The organism is Hymenobacter sp. GOD-10R (genome assembly GCF_035609205.1).
In the GTDB taxonomy this organism is placed as follows: Bacteria; Bacteroidota; Bacteroidia; order Cytophagales; family Hymenobacteraceae; genus Hymenobacter.
In genome coordinates this window covers 2,935,791-2,952,432 of the sequence record NZ_CP141184.1, presented here as the reverse complement: position 1 = coordinate 2,952,432, position 16,642 = coordinate 2,935,791, and the positions used below count along the sequence as shown (strand labels likewise).

At 56.2% G+C, this 16,642-nt stretch carries 12 protein-coding genes; 5 read left to right on the top strand and 7 right to left on the bottom strand.

The features are described from left to right. The first annotated feature begins 41 nt into the window (after positions 1 to 41). Together SD425_RS11855 and SD425_RS11850 are read left to right on the top strand one after the other, a co-directional pair. Complete coding sequence (locus tag SD425_RS11855; RefSeq protein ID WP_324678774.1) at positions 42 to 2,336, top strand: GH92 family glycosyl hydrolase; 2,295 nt, start codon at positions 42 to 44, stop codon at positions 2,334 to 2,336. Positions 2,337 to 3,285: 949 nt separating this feature from the next. Then, positions 3,286 to 5,112 (top strand): peptidoglycan D,D-transpeptidase FtsI family protein, encoded by a 1,827-nt coding sequence (locus SD425_RS11850; protein ID WP_324678772.1) that lies wholly within the window; start codon positions 3,286 to 3,288, stop codon positions 5,110 to 5,112. A gap of 117 nt (positions 5,113 to 5,229) precedes the next feature. Here the strand turns inward: SD425_RS11850 and SD425_RS11845 are convergent, their stop codons facing one another. Further along, on the bottom strand, positions 5,230 to 5,472 hold the full coding sequence (locus tag SD425_RS11845; protein ID WP_324678770.1) for a hypothetical protein: 243 nt from the start codon (positions 5,470 to 5,472) through the stop codon (positions 5,230 to 5,232). A gap of 210 nt (positions 5,473 to 5,682) precedes the next feature. Between SD425_RS11845 and SD425_RS11840 the strand changes: the two genes are divergently transcribed. Both SD425_RS11840 and SD425_RS11835 read left to right on the top strand, forming a co-directional pair. Next, entirely contained in the window at positions 5,683 to 6,201 is a 519-nt protein-coding gene (locus tag SD425_RS11840) for a hypothetical protein (RefSeq protein ID WP_324678768.1), read from the top strand. Positions 6,202 to 6,354: 153 nt separating this feature from the next. Continuing rightward, positions 6,355 to 7,629: a glycoside hydrolase family 2 TIM barrel-domain containing protein gene (locus tag SD425_RS11835; protein ID WP_324678766.1), complete on the top strand. Its 1,275-nt coding sequence runs from the start codon at positions 6,355 to 6,357 to the stop codon at positions 7,627 to 7,629. A gap of 120 nt (positions 7,630 to 7,749) precedes the next feature. On the opposite strand, the gene SD425_RS11830 is transcribed toward SD425_RS11835, so the two are convergent. Together SD425_RS11830 and SD425_RS11825 are read right to left on the bottom strand one after the other, a co-directional pair. Then, positions 7,750 to 8,802 (bottom strand): alpha/beta hydrolase, encoded by a 1,053-nt coding sequence (locus SD425_RS11830; protein WP_324678764.1) that lies wholly within the window; start codon positions 8,800 to 8,802, stop codon positions 7,750 to 7,752. 5 nt (positions 8,803 to 8,807) lie between these two features. Continuing rightward, positions 8,808 to 9,548: a ThuA domain-containing protein gene (locus SD425_RS11825; protein ID WP_324678762.1), complete on the bottom strand. Its 741-nt coding sequence runs from the start codon at positions 9,546 to 9,548 to the stop codon at positions 8,808 to 8,810. A 258-nt stretch (positions 9,549 to 9,806) separates the two neighbouring features. Between SD425_RS11825 and SD425_RS11820 the strand changes: the two genes are divergently transcribed. Further along, a complete protein-coding gene (locus SD425_RS11820) occupies positions 9,807 to 11,678 on the top strand; it encodes a glycoside hydrolase family 2 protein (RefSeq protein ID WP_324678760.1) in 1,872 nt (623 codons plus the stop codon). Between the two features lie 75 nt (positions 11,679 to 11,753). Here SD425_RS11820 and SD425_RS11815 read toward each other — a convergent pair whose 3' ends face one another. The 4 genes from SD425_RS11815 to lpxK all read right to left on the bottom strand — a co-directional run bounded on the left by SD425_RS11815 (position 11,754) and on the right by lpxK (position 16,509). Beyond that, positions 11,754 to 12,623, bottom strand: a complete 870-nt coding sequence (locus tag SD425_RS11815) for a DUF4239 domain-containing protein (RefSeq protein ID WP_324678758.1) — start codon at positions 12,621 to 12,623, stop codon at positions 11,754 to 11,756. Between the two features lie 105 nt (positions 12,624 to 12,728). Continuing rightward, positions 12,729 to 13,325 carry a tRNA-(ms[2]io[6]A)-hydroxylase gene (locus SD425_RS11810; RefSeq protein ID WP_324678756.1) on the bottom strand — a complete coding sequence of 199 codons (597 nt, stop codon included), beginning with the start codon at positions 13,323 to 13,325 and terminating at the stop codon, positions 12,729 to 12,731. Between the two features lie 96 nt (positions 13,326 to 13,421). Then, positions 13,422 to 15,464: a putative porin gene (locus SD425_RS11805; protein WP_324678754.1), complete on the bottom strand. Its 2,043-nt coding sequence runs from the start codon at positions 15,462 to 15,464 to the stop codon at positions 13,422 to 13,424. Beyond that, the gene (lpxK, locus tag SD425_RS11800) at positions 15,457 to 16,509 is read right to left on the bottom strand and encodes a tetraacyldisaccharide 4'-kinase (RefSeq protein WP_324678752.1); all 1,053 of its coding nucleotides are present in this window, start codon (positions 16,507 to 16,509) and stop codon (positions 15,457 to 15,459) included. The genes SD425_RS11805 and lpxK overlap by 8 nt, the downstream gene beginning before the upstream one ends. Positions 16,510 to 16,642 lie beyond the last annotated feature (133 nt).

The window sequence follows — 16,642 nt, the reverse complement described above, 5'->3', positions numbered from 1 at the left end:
CCTCCTTCCTACCTTTCCAGCTTCAACCCCTCCTGAAGCTGATGAAACAACTTTCCCTTGCCGTCCTACTCCTCGCCTCTCTCCCTAGCCTAGCCCAGAAAATCAAGCCCGCCGAAAACCTCGTCCAGTACGCTCACCCCATCGTCGGGACGGCCAAGATGGGGCACACGTTTCCGGGCGCGACGGTGCCGTTCGGCATGGTGCAGCTCTCGCCCGATACCGATACGCTCAGCTACGAGCTGAACGGCAAGTACAACCCCGACATGTACAAGTACTGCGCGGGCTACCAATACAGTGATAAGAGCATCGTCGGTTTCAGCCACACCCACTTCAGCGGCACCGGCCACTCCGACCTAGGTGACTTCCTGATCATGCCCACTACGGGCCCGCTGCAACTCAACCCCGGCACGGCCGACAAGCCCCAGAGTGGCTTCCGCTCCACTTTCTCCCACGCCACCGAAGTAGCCGAGCCTGGCTACTACCGCGTGAAGCTCGACGACCACAACATCCTGGCCGAGCTGACTGCCACCAACCGCGTGGGCATGCACCAGTACACCTTCCCGCAGTCGGACCAGTCGCACCTGATTCTGGACCTGATGGCGGGCATCTACAACTACCCCGATAAGAACGTCTGGACGTTTGTGCGGGTGGAAAACGACACGCTCGTGACTGGCTACCGCCAAACCAACGGTTGGGCGCGCACCCGCACGGTGTACTTCGCCATGACGTTCTCCAAGCCCTTCACCGACTACGGCAGCCGCAACTTCTCCAAGAAACAGATATACCGTGGCTTCTGGGGCAAGTTCGACCAGACCAAGAACTTCCCCGACCTAGCCGGCGAACAGCTGCGCATGTTCTTCAACTTCAAGACGACAGCTAACGAGAAGCTGAAAGTGAAGTTTGCCCTCTCGCCCACGAGCACCGCCAGCGCCCTCCAAAACCTGCGCACCGAAGCGCCCGGCTGGGACTTCGACAAGGTGAAAAACCAAGCCCAGCAACAGTGGCAGCAAGAACTCAGCAAAGTGGTCATTGAGTCGCCGAAGAAGGTGGACAAGGAAAACTTCTACACGGCCATGTACCACGCCTTCCTGAGCCCGACGACCTACATGGACGCCGACGGCCAATACCGCGGCCTCGACCAGAACAACCACAAGGCCGACGGCTTCACCAACTACACCACCTTCTCGCTCTGGGATACCTACCGCGCCCTGCACCCGCTCTTCAACGTGCTGCAACCCAAGCGTAATGCCGACATGGTGCAATCCATGCTGGCCCACTTCGACCAGAGTGTGGAGCGCATGCTGCCCGTGTGGAGCCACTACGCCAACGAAAACTGGTGCATGATCGGCTACCACTCGGTGCCCGTCATTGCCGACGCCGTAATAAAAGGCAATGCGCCCTTCGACGCCAACAAAGCCCTCGACGCCTGCGTGACCACCGCCCGCCAGGCCCGCTACGACGGCATCGGCTACTACGTGCAGCTCGGCTACGTGCCCGAAGACAAAAGTGGCTCCTCAGTATCGAAAACGCTGGAATACGCCTACGACGACTGGTGTATTGCCCAGATGGCCCAGAAGCTAGGTCGGCAGGATATTTATCAGGAATTCAGTAAGCGTGCCCAGAACTGGCGCAACGTGTACGACCAGCGTATCGGCTTCATGCGCCCCAAGCTCGCCGACGGCACTTTCCGCCCCCGCTTCGACGTGCTGAGCACCAACGACCAAGGCTTTATCGAGGGCAACGCCTGGAACTACAGCCTCTACGTGCCCCAAGACCCAGCCTCTCTGATTCAGATCATGGGCGGCCAGAAGCGCTTCGTGCCCCACCTCGATTCGCTATTCACTATGCACCTGCCCGATAAGTTCTTTGCTGAAACCGAGGATATTACCCGTGACGGCATCATCGGCAACTACGTGCACGGCAACGAGCCCGCCCACCACGTGGCCTACCTCTACAACTGGACCGACCAGCCCTGGAAAACTCAGGCCCGCGTGCGCATGATTCTGCCCAAGATGTACCGCCCCACCCCCGACGGCCTAGGTGGCAACGACGATTGCGGGCAGATGAGCGCCTGGTACATCTTCTCGGCCCTCGGCTTCTACCCCGTCGCTCCCGGCTCCCCGGAGTACGCCCTAGGTAGCCCCGCCGTGCACGGCGCCGTGTTGAATCTGGAAAACGGCAAAACCTTCCGCATCAATGTCAAAAACCAGAGCGACAAGAACGTGTACGTGAAGGAAGCTAGGCTAAACGGCCAGAAACTCACGCGGCCGTTCTTGAATCATCAAGATATTATGAACGGTGGCGAGCTGACGTTTACGATGGCGGCGAAACCTTGAAGTATATACGATCAAGGTTAGTAAATAATGTATTTGATCATGCAAGATCAAATGAACTCTAAGCGGCTTCCTGAATCAGAAATAGTAGCGCGGGTAATAAAGAACTTCGTTGTGAAGCACAAACGGTCTAGATATTTGGCTATAACACAAAAGCCAAATTCTAGAGGCGGTTATGGCTTCGGCGAACTGGCACATTTTACTAACAACCTAGACCTACGATATTGTAAGAAAATACCGGTTGACTCTCAGTATGTTGATTATGTGCTGAAGCAAATCAATATTCTTACTAAATGCACAGAATGCTACATAATACACGAAAGTGCCGACCTAGATGGTAAATGGATGCTTATCAGGGAAGCACTGATGAATATATTAGGACATAATTTGGGTGCATTCATTGTGATTGACAATGGTGAGATCATCTACCATGAAAGCGAGAATAGTAAGGAACGTTATATAGGTGTTAGGCGGGATGGACAATAACTTATGAAGTTACGTCTAACTGGCGCGAGTTTATCGCAGCGTAACTCGCGACCAGCAATGAGGTACAGATTGCACCTTCACTGCCGTGCCAGCGACAAACTGCTACCGCGCTATATTCACCAACTGGCGCGAGTTTAGCGCAGCGTAACTCGTGCTTAGCTTTGGGTGGAGGTTGCACCTCCACTGCCGCGCCAGCGGCAAACTGGTATCACATACCATCCAACTGCAAGTCGCGCTAGCGAAGAGTAAGAGCACCCACCTTTTGAAGCTCCGGTTGTTACCAGCAGCCGGAGCTTCGTCTTTACAAGACGACACATTGCAGGGTCATTTTCCACAAAACAGTATCATCTACAGAAAGCAAATCACATAGATAGAGATACGCTTCCGGCATGGTTTGAGTGGCAAAGAGCTAGGTTGATCGAAAAGCAGACGACCAACACCCTGGCAATTGTTTAGCTTTACCTTCATGCCCACCTCTACTATTTGGAAAAAAAGTCTATCAGTAGTGCTTTTTATGCTTGCCGCCTGCTCTTCCCCAGAACAGCAGTCAGGCGCCCCAACGCAGGACCCAACCACCGGCGAAGTCTACACCCAACGCCGCGTCGTGGTGGCCGACTCGCTCATCCGGGGCCGCATACTCGACCGAAACGATTCGGTGCTGGTAGATACCCGTACACAATATTTGTTGAAGCTGCCGCGCCGCCTGCCGCTTGATACCCTAGCCCTAGGCCAGCTGCTGGGCTGGGACTCAGTGACTGTTCGCCAGCGCATTGCCGATGCACTTCCCTACGGAATTGGCCAGACAGGCTACCCAGTTCAGTTCAGCCTTACAACGGCTGAAGCCAAGCGGGTGCGCCGCGACAGTGGCGCCACAATGCCCAAGCTGACCCTAATCGAGCGCCCCCAACGGACTTACACAACCAATGCGGGCGCACCCGTGCTGGGCTACCTAGGTGCCGAGGCGCAGACTTTCTACCGCCAAGCGCAACGCTACCGGCGCGGCCGCTTCTACCGGCTGCGTAGCGGCGGGGTCGAAAGCTATTACAACGGCCTACTCAAGGGGCACCTAGGCTACCTACACCCCTTGGTCGATGCGAAGGGTAAAGAGCACGGTACCTGGGCCAAAGACACCGTCTTTCAGCAGGGTCAGGACCTGCACCTGACCATCGATATCAAGCTACAAGCTTACGCCGAAAAGCTGTTAGGTGGCCGCAAAGGTTATTTGGTGGCCCTGGACCCGCGCACGGGTGAAATCTTATGCTCTGTATCGGCGCCTGTTTACCAGCCGTCCATTATCACCGCGCCCGACCAGGCCGGTGTGCGCACCAAGCTGCTGGACAGCGAAAACATGCCGCTTATCAACCGGCCGGCAATGCTGGCTAACCCGCCCGGTTCGGTCTTTAAGTTGGTAAATGCTGCCGTGGCCTTGCAGCTAGGTGCCATCAGCCCCACCACTGCATTCCGCTGCGACCAGTCGCTGGTTAGTTGCGTACACCACCATCCGCAGGCTAAAAGCCTGACTCTCGGTCTGAAGTATAGCTGCAATCCTTACTTCTACCAAGTGATGCAGACGCTCATCGACCGCATGCCCGATAGCCTAGCCGTGGATACGGTGGCCGAACGGCACGCCAACCTAGCCCTCTGGCGCCGCTACGTTCGCTCGTTTGGACTAGATTCGGTGCTAGGCGTGGACGTGCCCCGCGAAGCTCCCGGTTTTCTTCCTACTCCGGCGTATTATGATAAGGCTCGGCGCACCACCAACTGGACATACCGCTCCATTTACTCGCTCAGCATTGGGCAGGGCGAAATTAACCTCACGGGCCTGCAAATGGCTAATATGGCGGCTATTATTGCCAACCGCGGCTGGTATTATACACCCTACTTGGTACGCAGCGTTGGGGAAAATGGCCCCTTGCCACGCTTCACCGAAAAGCACCGGACTCTAATCGATAGCGCGAACTTTGCCGCGCTAGTCCCCGGCATGGTCGCTGTTATGCAACGCGGGGGCACCGCCGATGCCTCCAGCCTAGCCGATGTAGGCATCACAGTAGCGGGCAAAACCGGTACCGTGCAAAACGACGACGGCGACGACCACGCCGCGTTCGTAGGTTTCGCCCCGGCCGACAACCCCAAAATAGCGGTGGCGGTTTACATTGAGAATGCGGGGTTTGGCGCTACGGCCGCCGCGCCCTGCGCCGTAATGGTGATGGAGAAATACCTGCGCGGTAACATTGCTCCCCGTCGTAAGCGGTGGGAATCGCGCATTCGGCACCGAGCTCAGAACGGGTATTAAGGAGGGCTTCCTCCTGTAAGACTATAAACCAACGATTTATCAGCAATGCAGAAGCCCCAGCCGCAGCCTATAAGAGGCTGACGGCTGGGGCTTCTGTATCTTAGGCGGGTGGGTAGCCTAGATATTAGAACCTAGGTTAGAAAGACCTGCTTTCTTATTTTTTGAGCGGTTGTATAGGTAAGCGGCACCAGCGGCTAGTAGTGCGCCGCCTGCTAGCTTGCGGTTGATGCCTCCGGTGTTTCTGCTGCTTGTACCAGCATCACCAGCGGGAGGATTACCGCCGGAGAAGGTCCGAAACAGGCCCGAAATGAGGCCGCCCATTGTACCGCTTTGCTGATTATTAGAACCAAAGATGCTCATGATTGACAAGGGAAATGGTGTATGCACTATATAACGTGAGCTAGGTCGGCATGGTTGGGCTTAGCAGTCAAAAACTCAACTAAGCCGTTGGCCGGAAGCAGAACAATCCTTGTTTGCTCCTGTTCTGCCACTAACATCAACTAGCTGGCTTAGCTGCCATTAGCACTGGCCAAGCAGCCCTCAGCGGCTGCCGAACACGACGCGTACCGCATGCCTACATTAGTTTACAGCACTTGGGGGCTACTACACCTTATCGCAGCGCTAGCTTCTTTGCTTCTGGGCACCACTGTGTTGGTACTACCCAAGCGGGGCAAGCTCCACCAACGCTTAGGCTATGGATACGTGATCAGTATGGCCGTTATGCTGGTTACGTCTTTCACCATTTACCGGCAGTACCACGGGTTCGGCATTTTTCACGTAGCCGCTCTACTTAGTTCTATCACGCTGAGCCTGGGCATGATACCGGTACTGCGGAAAAAGCCCGCCCGCTCGTGGCGACAGCTACACTACAGCTTTATGTACTTATCGGTGCTAGAGATTTATGTGGCGCTTGTGGCGGAGGTGTTGGTGCGCATGCCGGGTATGAGTTTTTGGGAAGTAGCCAGCCTTTCCACCACTACTGTAATGCTGCCGGGCGCATTGCTATTCACGCGCTTTCGCAAGCGTTGGCAAGGGCCTAGCCACCGCGCCCTGCACCAGGCTAGGCCTGCTATGCGTGTAAACGCTTAGCAGTAGACCACCTGACCATTAGCTATTTACCATTAAACACTCTAGAAAGCGTCGTCAAATTACTGCGCTTGCCGGAGTGAGTTCGTGCTCACTTTGGCGGGATACTCGCGTCATTTATGTAAAATACTGCCTTCAACCGCGCTATCCCACCCCATGAAGTTTCCTCTCATTCTTTCCTTATTGGCTCTTTCCACGTTTGGGTACGCCCAAACTGGTCCTGTTAAAGTTGAAGTAAAGCAAACGGATGGGCGCTACGAGCTGCGACGTGGCGGGCAGCCTTACTTTATTAAAGGGGCTGGAGGTGGTCAGTTTCCAGAGCGCATCCAGGCGTACGGCGGCAACTCCATCCGAACCTGGGGCACCGACAACGCAGATAAAGTACTAGCCGAAGCCAACAAGAATGGCCTTACCGTTATGCTGGGGCTTGATGTGGCCCGCGAGCGACACGGCTTCGACTACAACGACCCGCAAGCCGTAGCCACGCAATTGCAAAAGCTGCGTGCTGAGGTGCTAAAGTACAAGAACGATCCGGCCGTGCTCTTTTGGGGCATTGGCAACGAGCTGAACCTAGAGTACACCAACCCCAAGGTTTGGGACGCCGTGCAGCAGATCGCCCAGATGATTCACGAAGTCGACCCCAACCATCCCACCAGCACCGTGTTAGCGGGCTGCAATCAGAAGGAAGTCGACTACATCAAGGCTAGGTGTTCGGCCGTTGATATTCTCAGTATCAATACCTACGCGGGGCTGGCCGCCATTCCGCAGCAGGTGCGCACCGCCGGCTGGACGGGCCCTTACGTGGTAGCCGAGTGGGGCCCAACAGGTCACTGGGAGAGCCCGGTTACGCCCTGGAAGGCCTCTGTGGAAGAGACCAGTAGTCAGAAAGCGGCCGTGTATCAGAGCCGCTATGAAGCCTCTGTAGCCAAAGACAAGACGCAGTGCCTAGGTACTTACGTGTTCTTGTGGGGGCAGAAGCAGGAGCGCACGCCTACATGGTACGGCATCTTCACCGAAGACGGCAAGGAATCGGAAGTAGTCGATGTGATGCAGTACCTGTGGAGCGGCAACTGGCCCCAGAATCGGGCGCCGCACCTAGCCTCGTTCCGGCTCGATGGAAAGCAGGCCACCGACAACGTGTACTTGCAACCCGGCCAGCGCTACCCCGTTGTCGCTGCCGTTACGGACCCCAACCAAGATCCGATTACCTACCGGTGGGAACTGCTGCCGGAAAGCACCGACCTCAAAACCGGCGGCGACCGGGAAAGCCGCCCCGCTCCTATTCCAGGCTTGATTCCGGCGAGTGCGAAGGGCCAAACTACGCTTACCGCGCCTGCCAAGGAAGGAGCGTATCGCTTGTTTATCTACGCCTACGACGGCCACGACAACGTGGCTACGGCCAACATTCCGTTTTACGTGCAGCGCAAGTAGCAGCTCTTCACCATAAAGCGAGGCAGAGCTGCGTGTCTAGCTAATCAGAAGCCTTGCCGCTCGACGCCTCTCATAACCGCTTCGGCGGTTTAGCCCTGTTAGCTTGTTGCTCCCGAATTACTATTTCGTTTTAAATACCTTATCCAAAAACGACGCGGTATACGCCAACGTTGGCTCAAACCACGGGTTGAACAACGGAAACGGGTGCGGAGCCTCCGGGAAGGCATGTGTTTCGTGGTAGATGTGGTAGGTATCTAGCTTTTTGATCATGTCTTCGCGCCCCGCGTGCATCCGATCTACGGAACTGTTAATAAACACAATGGGCGGCGTTTTATCGGTCACGTGGTTTAGGGCGCCAGCCTGGTGCCACAGCTCAGGCTTCTCGGTTTTGGAAGCACCAAACCAGTAGGTAGCCGCCGATGTGCCTTTGCTATCGTTGCCTTCGCCGGATTCGGGGTGGATGAACGCCAGAGTGCCATCTACATCGACGATGGCCTGCACGCTGCTGGAGTGGCTTTTATAGCACGCATCGCCCTCAAACTGCGCGTCGCCATTGGTTGTGCCGATGAGGGAAGCTAGCTGCCCACCGGCCGAGAAGCCCCAAACGGCTATTTTGGTGGTGTCGATGGGGTACTGCTTGGCGTTGGCCCGCAGCCAGCGGATGGCGGCCTTCAGATCATGCACGGCCGCCGGGTACAGCGCTTCGGTGGAAAGCCGGTAGTCAGCCGTTACCGTGACGTAGCCCTTGGCCGCGAGCTGCTGCGCCATGGGCACGTGTTGCGACCGGTCGCCGGAACGCCAGCCGCCCCCGTAAATAAACAGCACCGCTGGGTAGCCCTTTTTCCGCTTGGCCTTGGGATAGAAAATATCGAGCTGCAAGCTTCGGCTGCCGATGCTGCAGTACGTCAGATTAGTCCTTGACTGAATCGTGGTGGGGACGACAGGCCGGGCAATGGTGATGTCCGGATGCGTTTTCTTGGCTTTAACAAAAGCGCTGTACGTGGTGAAGGACGTATCTCGCGGAGCAGAGGCCTGTTGCGCAAGCGCAGCAGATGGAAAAGCTAGGTACGCCAGCCCAAGGAGCATTAGCGCAAAAAGTAGAGCGGGAAGTTTTCTGGTAATCATCGACGAAAGATAGGCTTCCCGCCGGTACGTTGCCTGTTCTTGGCTCATGAAAGCTAGCGGCCAATAGCGTAGCGGATTCCGCCCAGCAGGTGCTGCAAAAACAGCGGTTCGCTGTAGCTCTCATCGGTGTGCCCCAGGGCCGTGTAAAACGCCCGACCACCATCATAGGCATGGTACCAAGCTATCGGGTGCGTGGCGCCATTGGTCCCACCGGTGTAGGTGCTCTCATCTAGGGTTGCCAGCACCTTCAGGTCGGGCTGAATGTTTTTGAAGTTGTACCACTCGTCGGTACGCTCCCAGGTGCTCGGCAGCATAGAGGTGGACATGTGCGTTTTGTCAATCACCTTCACGGTGGCCTTTTGTATGGCCGGATGGTTGGAGAAATAGGCCCCAACCAGCCCATTATACCAAGGCCATTCGTACTCGGTATCGGTGGCGGCGTGCACGCCCACGAAGCCTTTCCCCGAGCGGATATACTGCTCAAAAGCCGTTTGCTGCGCCGCGTTCAGCACATCCTGGGTGGTGCTCAAAAAAACAACAGCCGCGTATTTCTTTAGAGCGGCGCTCGTGAAGGCCGCGGCATTATTGGTCGTATCGACCGCAAATGTGTGCTCTCGACCTAGCTGCTGAATGGCCCTGAGCCCCACCGGAATGGACGCGTGCCGAAAGCCACTCGTTTTGTAAAAAACCAAAATAGAAGGTGCAGGCGCCGCTTTTTCGTCGTGGGCAGCGCCCGATGAACAGTTGAACAGCGCTCCAATAGCTAGGCAAACACCCAAGGCAAAGGTTTTCATAACAGCACAATAAGTAGGTGGGAAAGTTCGTCGGTAATATCGTGTTAATACGCGAATTCAAAATGCCCTTTAGCTTGGTAAAAAGAGGCCTGTGCGTTCATTGTTTTGCGAAACCTACTACCTAGGTATTACTGCTTACGGCAGCCAAAAATTCATCTGCACCGTATCCATTTACTTAATCGCAACGGCCGAGATTGAATACAAAACCAATCATTTCAGCGGCTCAAGTGGTTATGCTTTCACTATTAAACACCACGCATGGACCTGACCCACACCAACCGAGGCCTCACCGCAAGTCGTGAGGAGGAGCATTCCGAGGAAGAACTTGAGAACCCGCTGCCCCGTGCCGTGCTGCGGCTCAACAACCACCAACTGCTCGACGGCGAGTGGAAATTTGCCATCGACGTGGAGGACTGTGGTCTGCGTGAGGGGTGGTACCTAGGGCACAACTACGAGCACACCGCTAACTGGCCCGGCTCGGTGGAGATGCATATGGCCCAGGCTAAGGGGCAGCAGAATCCCGTGGCGTGGCAAGACAAAGTAGTGGCTTGGTACGAACGGGAATTCATGATGCCGGAGCGCGGCGAGCCACAATCTCGTTCCATGTTCCAGCTCACGTTTGGGGCCTGCGGCTACGAAACGCGGGTGTGGCTCAATGGCCATTTGCTGCGCACCATCGAAGGCGAGGAAGTGCATTACGGGGAATACACCTCGTTTTCCTACGAAATACCCGAAGAGATTCTGCACCTAGGCAACCGCCTCACCGTGCGCATCGTGGATACGATGGACGCCGACTTGCCCCGTGGCAAGCAGGAGTCGCACGTGTACAAGCGCGGCGGCATCTGGTACCAAACCTACACCGGCGCGGTGCGCAGCGTATGGCTGGAAATGGTGGAGCGCAACCGCCTTCGTTCCCGCCTTGGGGTCGTTAGCGTGGTGGAAGACCAGCTGGTGCGCTTCAACGTAACCCTACGCATCCACGACCCCGGCAATTACATCGTGCGGCTCAAGGTATTTGCCCGAGAATCGTCCGATGCCGAGCCGCTCTCCGTTTCCGACTTTCCCATGCGTCTGGAAGCCGGGCAGAAGCAGCAGCGCCTGGTAATGGAAGTGCCCAACGCCGGGCTATGGTCGCCGGAGTCGCCGACGCTTTACCGACTGGAAGCCCAGCTCATCGACAGTGACGGCTACGAAGCGCAGATTGAAGCCTACTTCGGCCTGCGCAAAATAGAAGCGCGGGGCTGCCACGTGTACCTCAACAATCAGCGCATTTACCTCGATGGCATTCTGTACCAGCCCGGTACGGCGACGTTTGCTGAAATGCAGCGCCACATGTACGCCATGAAGGAGCTAGGCTGTAACCTGGTGCGGGTGCACATTGCCGGCATCGACCCGCGCATCTACAACCTGGCCGATGAGCTAGGTTTGCTCTTATGGGTGGAAGTGCCTAGCCCGCACAGCTCCAACGCCCGCAGCCGCCGCAACCACAAAGCCGAACTGCTGCGCATGCTGGCCCTGATCGAGACGCATCCTTCTATCGTCATCTGGAGCCTTTACAACGAGGACTGGGGCGTGCAGGACATTGCGACCAACGAGAAAACGCAGCGGTATATCGTTGATACTTACCACTATATGCAGCTGGCACACCCGCAGTTCTTGGTGGTCGACAACGACGGCTGGCACCACATTTCCTACACTGGCCGTCTGAAGTCGGACCTGCTCACGGCCCACCTTTACACTCCCGACCTAGCTCGGTGGCGCGAGTTGCTCGACCGGCTGGTACACGGCGAGATGGAAGGCACGGCCGCCTTCCCACTGGTCGTGGGCGACCCATTTTTCTACCGCCACCAAGTGCCCCTGATTGTGAGTGAATGGGGCGGCTTTGGCTTTCCCGATTACGGCGGACCAGCCGATAACGAAGAGCGAACCGAGCGCATTCGGCAGTTCAAACAGGAATTGCGGGCCCGCCCCATTGCCGGCGATGTCTACACGCAAGCCACCAACATTGAGGATGAGCGAAACGGCATCATTGACCCCCAGACCGGCAAGCTGGATGTGCCAGCAGGATTGCTCGCTTCCGGGCCGGTTGAGCAGCCTAAAGTGGCAAGCGAAAACTCTGCGCCACGCTAGCACAACCTAGCTTTTGCATCTACACATCTGTACGCCATAGCTCAGGGGCTAAACCCTGGGCTATGGCGTACTTGTTTACCGTACCATCACGTTGCTGAGTACCCGTTGGTACGCCTCTGGCGTCACGCTCACTTCCCCCCAATAGGGATGGTCGAGGGCAATGATGAGAAAGATCAGCAGCCCGACCATGGCGGCCAGCAAACCCGCCATGGCGGCATGCAAGCCGAAATTCTGGACCGAAAAAAGGAAGGAAGAACCCAGCGTGGCTAACGCTCCAAGCAGCACCACGCTCCACAGCACTCCTGGCACGCTGCCCCCGATCGATTCGATGCGCTGACGGCGTAGCTCCACCATGTTGTTGAACATGCGCAAGGCCTCGGCATGTAAGGCTTGGTGCTCATTGTTTGCTAGGTCCGTCGTCAGCAGGTCATTCTGGAACGTTTCGAGCACCAGGTTCTCGTTGTCGTTGATCTTACCTTGGCGCTGCGCAGCCCACGACTTCTCAATAATAAAGCGCGTATAATCCCGCAGTTCTGCTTTTAGCACGGCTTGCTGCCCGACCGGGTAACCGGCCAAGTCGCGGTAGAGAGCAGCAATAGAGGCCGCCTCCTGCGAGGCAATAGCAGCCGATTCGGTGAAATTGCCCCAGGTAGCGACGGTAAGCAAACCTAGGGTAAGTCCATAGAGCAATGAGATGCCGGAGAAAAACCAGCCTACAGTGCCGTTATCGATGAGCGTAGCCAGCGCACTTCGGTGCAATCGGCTGTGAAAAAAGCGTAGTCCAAGCAACGTCAGGCCCACAAACAGGCCCACAACCAGCAGCCCAAGCAGCCACGTGGGTAAATCGTACATCCAGCGCATAAACAGCATAAAGTCCTTCACGGCGTGAATAGCCGTTTCAGGATCGGAGTGAGTTGGCATACCGTTGTTATCGGGTGGTGCCATGGCTGCCGGGCACGAGCGTGCGCGCCGAGAACGATGGGCTTATAAAACAGTTAGCCCGGTCGCATACGCAACCGGGCTAGCCTAGGATGTCTTCACTGAGTGCGGCTAATGCATGCGGTCGTCGCGGACGGGCAAATTCGTCACAATTTCGCCCTCTATCTTCAGCAGCTCCTGCAAGCGCGCATCCACCTCCTGCGGGTCGCAGTACTCCTTCGCCAGGTCGACGTAGGCCACAAAGTGGCCGGCTTCGGATGCCATCAGCTCGTAGTAAAACTGGCTTAGGTCGGGGTCAGGAATGTGTTTCCAAAGCAGCTTAAACCGTTCGCACGACCTAGCTTCAATCAGCGCCGACACGAGCAGCTGGTCCATGAGCTGCCGCTCGCGGGCGCCCCCTTTGCGTACGTGGCTCATGAGCTGCACCACGTATTCGTCGCGCCGCGGCTTACCTAGCTCGAAGCCCCGCTTGCGCAGCTCCTGCAACACTCGCCCAAAGTGTTCCCACTCCTCCGCCACAAGCCCCGTCAGCTCGTCGACAAGCCGGGTTTTCTCCGGGTATTTTACGATCAGACTAATGCCAGTGCTAGCAGCTTTCTGCTCGCAGTAAGCATGATCAACGAGAATATCTTCAATGTTTTTGCTGGCAATATCCACCCACCTAGGGTCGGTGTTGAGCTTAAGCTTAAGGATGGTTTTTTCTTTCATGAATGGAGTGACTGAGTGACTGAGCGACTGAGTAAGCAAAACTAAGTGCCTGAGCAAAGTAGTATGACCACTCACTCAGTCGCTCAGTCACTCTTTTTAATCAAAGAACTGCCATTTGATACCGAATTGAATGCGCCGCGGCAGGCCCGTGTAGTAAGGTGTGGCAAAGTAACCATCGCGGTATAAGCCCTGGTTCACGTAAGCCATCTTCATAAAAAAGGACACTGTTTTGATATCAGCGTTCAAGAACAAGCTGACAATTGGGTAGTTACGAATCGTGAAGTGGTCCTGCACATAGAACTGCTGGATGCTGGGGTTGTAGTCGTAGGCCCGGAAGCGCGATTGGTAGTACACCTCCGCTCCTATCTGGCCGAATACGGCACTCTTGAACACGGAGCCTTGGTAATACACCTTGGAGTTGGTCACGAGCGCCGGAATGCGCAGGCCCTCGTCATCGCCACCAATGGTGTACGTGCCCTCATTATCCAGGAACATCTTCCCTAGGCTGAAGCGATACCGCGCGCCGACGATCAGCAGCTGCTTGGCCTGATTGAGCTGCTGCGGCTGGGAGTTACGGTCGTAGTACACCAAGCTAGCAATGTTCACGGCCGCCACAGAAGCCTCCAGATGGTGCACGCCTAGAGTTTGATTGAGACGCCCCGTAAACTGAAGCACCGTGGTATTATCAAATCGGTAGCTGAAACGGTTATCAGGCTGTTCGTTCTCGGAGGTTAGATGATTCCAGTTATTGTGCGCCCCAAGAAATTCATCTTGTGTAAGTGTGGGTGCATACGAGCTGCTAGCTACTTCGCCACTGAGCGGTCCTGCTTTAGCTATTCCCCGAAACCAGTACTCCCCAACGGCGCTGTTGCCAGTTGTACCAAATTGGCCAAGCGAAGGCAGAAATTCGCCAGCCGTCTCGACAGCAAAGATTTTGTACCGAAATGCGGCCGTACCACCTAAAAAAAGCTGATTCACAGACCGGGGCTTAGTAGCCCGCCCAAGCGAGCTAGTTAACACAAAATCTGGGTAAAGCGTTTGAGTGGTTAGCTTCCCATTGCGGCTGCGGGCGTACAGACGATAATCTACGGCGTCGCTGTGACCTAGCACCCCGATCGTATTCTCAAATTGCCGGTAATCGGCCCTATCGTCGTTGGTAGCGAAATTATAGCGATTAAAAGCGTAGAAGCGGAGCGAATCCGCGCCAATGTCAATGCCCGGCACCTTGGTGTCAACATACTTAATCGTTTGCCGCCGCCAATCAAAGGTGTGAAAGGCAGTCAGGCCACGTCCTAGCAGCTGGTACGTGTGCGAGAAATGTAACTCGTCCCGGTCATCCCGGTTGGTGGCATTCGTTAGCCAGATTCTTGACCGACGATAGTTGAACCAAGTAGTATCGTTGGACTGCCGCCGAATTCCACCTTGTTCTGCTGCGGCATACCGACCAGTCGTGAAGTTGCCAACTAAGTGGTAACGCCCATCCTCCGATTGATAACGTGCAAACAGCACAATATTAGACTGTTCTGTCAGGCCTGATTTACGCGCTACATCCAGCGCCTTGTTACCCGCAATGCGCTCATACGCCACGCCCACATTGAAATTCTTGCCCAAGCTGCGCGCATATGAAATCTCAAACACCTGCTCGCCGGCACTGCTCTGAATGTAGCGAATAAACGTATAAGGCGAACGGGTATCGTAGTACGGAATGGTGCTGGCGTTGCGGAAGTAGCGGTTAAACGCATCCCGGCCAAGACGGGCGCCGATCTGCGGGGTGAACTGCCACAGCAATGGGCGCGAAGCCGTGCCCATGTTGCCTAAGTCCTGCTGATACGTACTGTCGTGGGTCCAGTAGCGCTGCTGCTGAATGTCGGTGATGGAGGTATCCACCATCACTCCCTTGTAGTTTTCGCGCAGAATGTCGGCTTCGCGCAAAATCAGGGTCGTCTTCGGGCCGTACAGCGCCTTGGTGGAGTCGTCCAGGATCTGCGCCCGGCTGGCACCAGGGCGCAGCATAAGCAGGCTGAGCAAGCACAACAGCAGCAAGCTAGGTGCTTGGGCTACGCCGAAAAGCCGGCGCGAGCAAACATAAAACCAGCGCAACGGCGCGAATAAAGTCGAAGGCAACAATGAGTCAGACAACAGCTTGGGGCTGAAATAACGACGAGAGCATCTGCTGAAGGCAAGCGGCGCCATCACCCAGAAATTGCACGTCAATCGGGATATAAAAAATAGGTAAAGCCGCTACTGCCGTCGCCAGCTCGGGAGCTAGCAAGCGCGCAGCATCTTTTTGCGTAGTAAAAACGCACTGCCCGGCTCGACATTGCGCAGCGACCCCAGCAATATCAGCCGCCGAAAACGCGTGGTGGTCGGTAAAGGCAGCATGGTGGGTGATCTGATAGCCTAGGGCTTGCAAATGGTTGCGCAAAGGCTCAGGGTGCGCAATACCCGTGAGCAGCACAATGCTCGTTCCTGGGCGCGTGGCCTGCACTGTAATAGCCACGGGCGCTCCGTACCGATACGTCGAAAACAGCACCGGCACGCCTGCCCGCGCATAGCGCCTGATGCTGGCGGCTATGGTATGCTGCGTGCTGGTGGGCAAGCTAGGGGCGCACTTGGTTACTATCACCACGTCGGCACGGCGGGCACCTCCCCGGCTCTCGCGCAAGCGACCAGCCGGGAGTACATAGTCGGTGTAAAATGGCCGGTGCTGCTCCGTGAGTAAGATGCTCAGCGTCGGCCGCACGCGGCGGTGCTGGTAGGCATCATCCAGCACAACCGTGGTGAGGCTAGGTTGCTGCTGGGCAAGGGTCGTAATGCCGACCCGGCGGTCTTCGCTCACGGCCACGGGCACGGCTGCGCCAAAATCCTGGTGGTGCTGCAATGGTTCGTCGCCGAGCGTAGCGGCCGTATCGGTGGTACTAGCCAAACGATAGCCCCGCGTACGCCGGCCGTAACCGCGACTCAGCACGGCCGGCTTTTCTCCCTGGGCCAGCAGCTCGCGGACAACCCAGGCCACGTGGGGCGTTTTGCCGGTGCCCCCCACCCGTAAGTTACCGACACTAATAACCGGCACCGAGAAGCTAGCCCCTGCTTTTATACCTTTATCGTACAGCCAGTTGCGCACAGCCATAACGCCAGCGTAAAGCCAGGCAAAAGGCAGCAGAAAGAAAGACAACAGCGGCATCAACTAGAGCGAGACAAGTAGCAGAGCCGCAAAAATACAGGGAATATGGTGAGGTAATGAATTAGTGAACTTTGAGTACTAAAGTTTGCAGGCAGAATAGCACGGCACGCCCTCTTTCGGCTGAAGCCGTAAG

What these genes read in the sequence shown, in the direction of transcription:
- SD425_RS11855 (WP_324678774.1), top strand. Translation starts at nt 42, where the DNA reads ATGAAACAACTTTCCCTTGCCGTCCTACTCCTCGCCTCTCTCCCTAGC.
- SD425_RS11850 (WP_324678772.1), top strand. Translation starts at nt 3,286, where the DNA reads ATGCCCACCTCTACTATTTGGAAAAAAAGTCTATCAGTAGTGCTTTTT.
- SD425_RS11845 (WP_324678770.1), bottom strand. Translation starts at nt 5,472, where the DNA reads ATGAGCATCTTTGGTTCTAATAATCAGCAAAGCGGTACAATGGGCGGC.
- SD425_RS11840 (WP_324678768.1), top strand. Translation starts at nt 5,683, where the DNA reads ATGCCTACATTAGTTTACAGCACTTGGGGGCTACTACACCTTATCGCA.
- SD425_RS11835 (WP_324678766.1), top strand. Translation starts at nt 6,355, where the DNA reads ATGAAGTTTCCTCTCATTCTTTCCTTATTGGCTCTTTCCACGTTTGGG.
- SD425_RS11830 (WP_324678764.1), bottom strand. Translation starts at nt 8,802, where the DNA reads ATGAGCCAAGAACAGGCAACGTACCGGCGGGAAGCCTATCTTTCGTCG.
- SD425_RS11825 (WP_324678762.1), bottom strand. Translation starts at nt 9,548, where the DNA reads ATGAAAACCTTTGCCTTGGGTGTTTGCCTAGCTATTGGAGCGCTGTTC.
- SD425_RS11820 (WP_324678760.1), top strand. Translation starts at nt 9,807, where the DNA reads ATGGACCTGACCCACACCAACCGAGGCCTCACCGCAAGTCGTGAGGAG.
- SD425_RS11815 (WP_324678758.1), bottom strand. Translation starts at nt 12,623, where the DNA reads ATGGCACCACCCGATAACAACGGTATGCCAACTCACTCCGATCCTGAA.
- SD425_RS11810 (WP_324678756.1), bottom strand. Translation starts at nt 13,325, where the DNA reads ATGAAAGAAAAAACCATCCTTAAGCTTAAGCTCAACACCGACCCTAGG.
- lpxK (WP_324678752.1), bottom strand. Translation starts at nt 16,509, where the DNA reads ATGCCGCTGTTGTCTTTCTTTCTGCTGCCTTTTGCCTGGCTTTACGCT.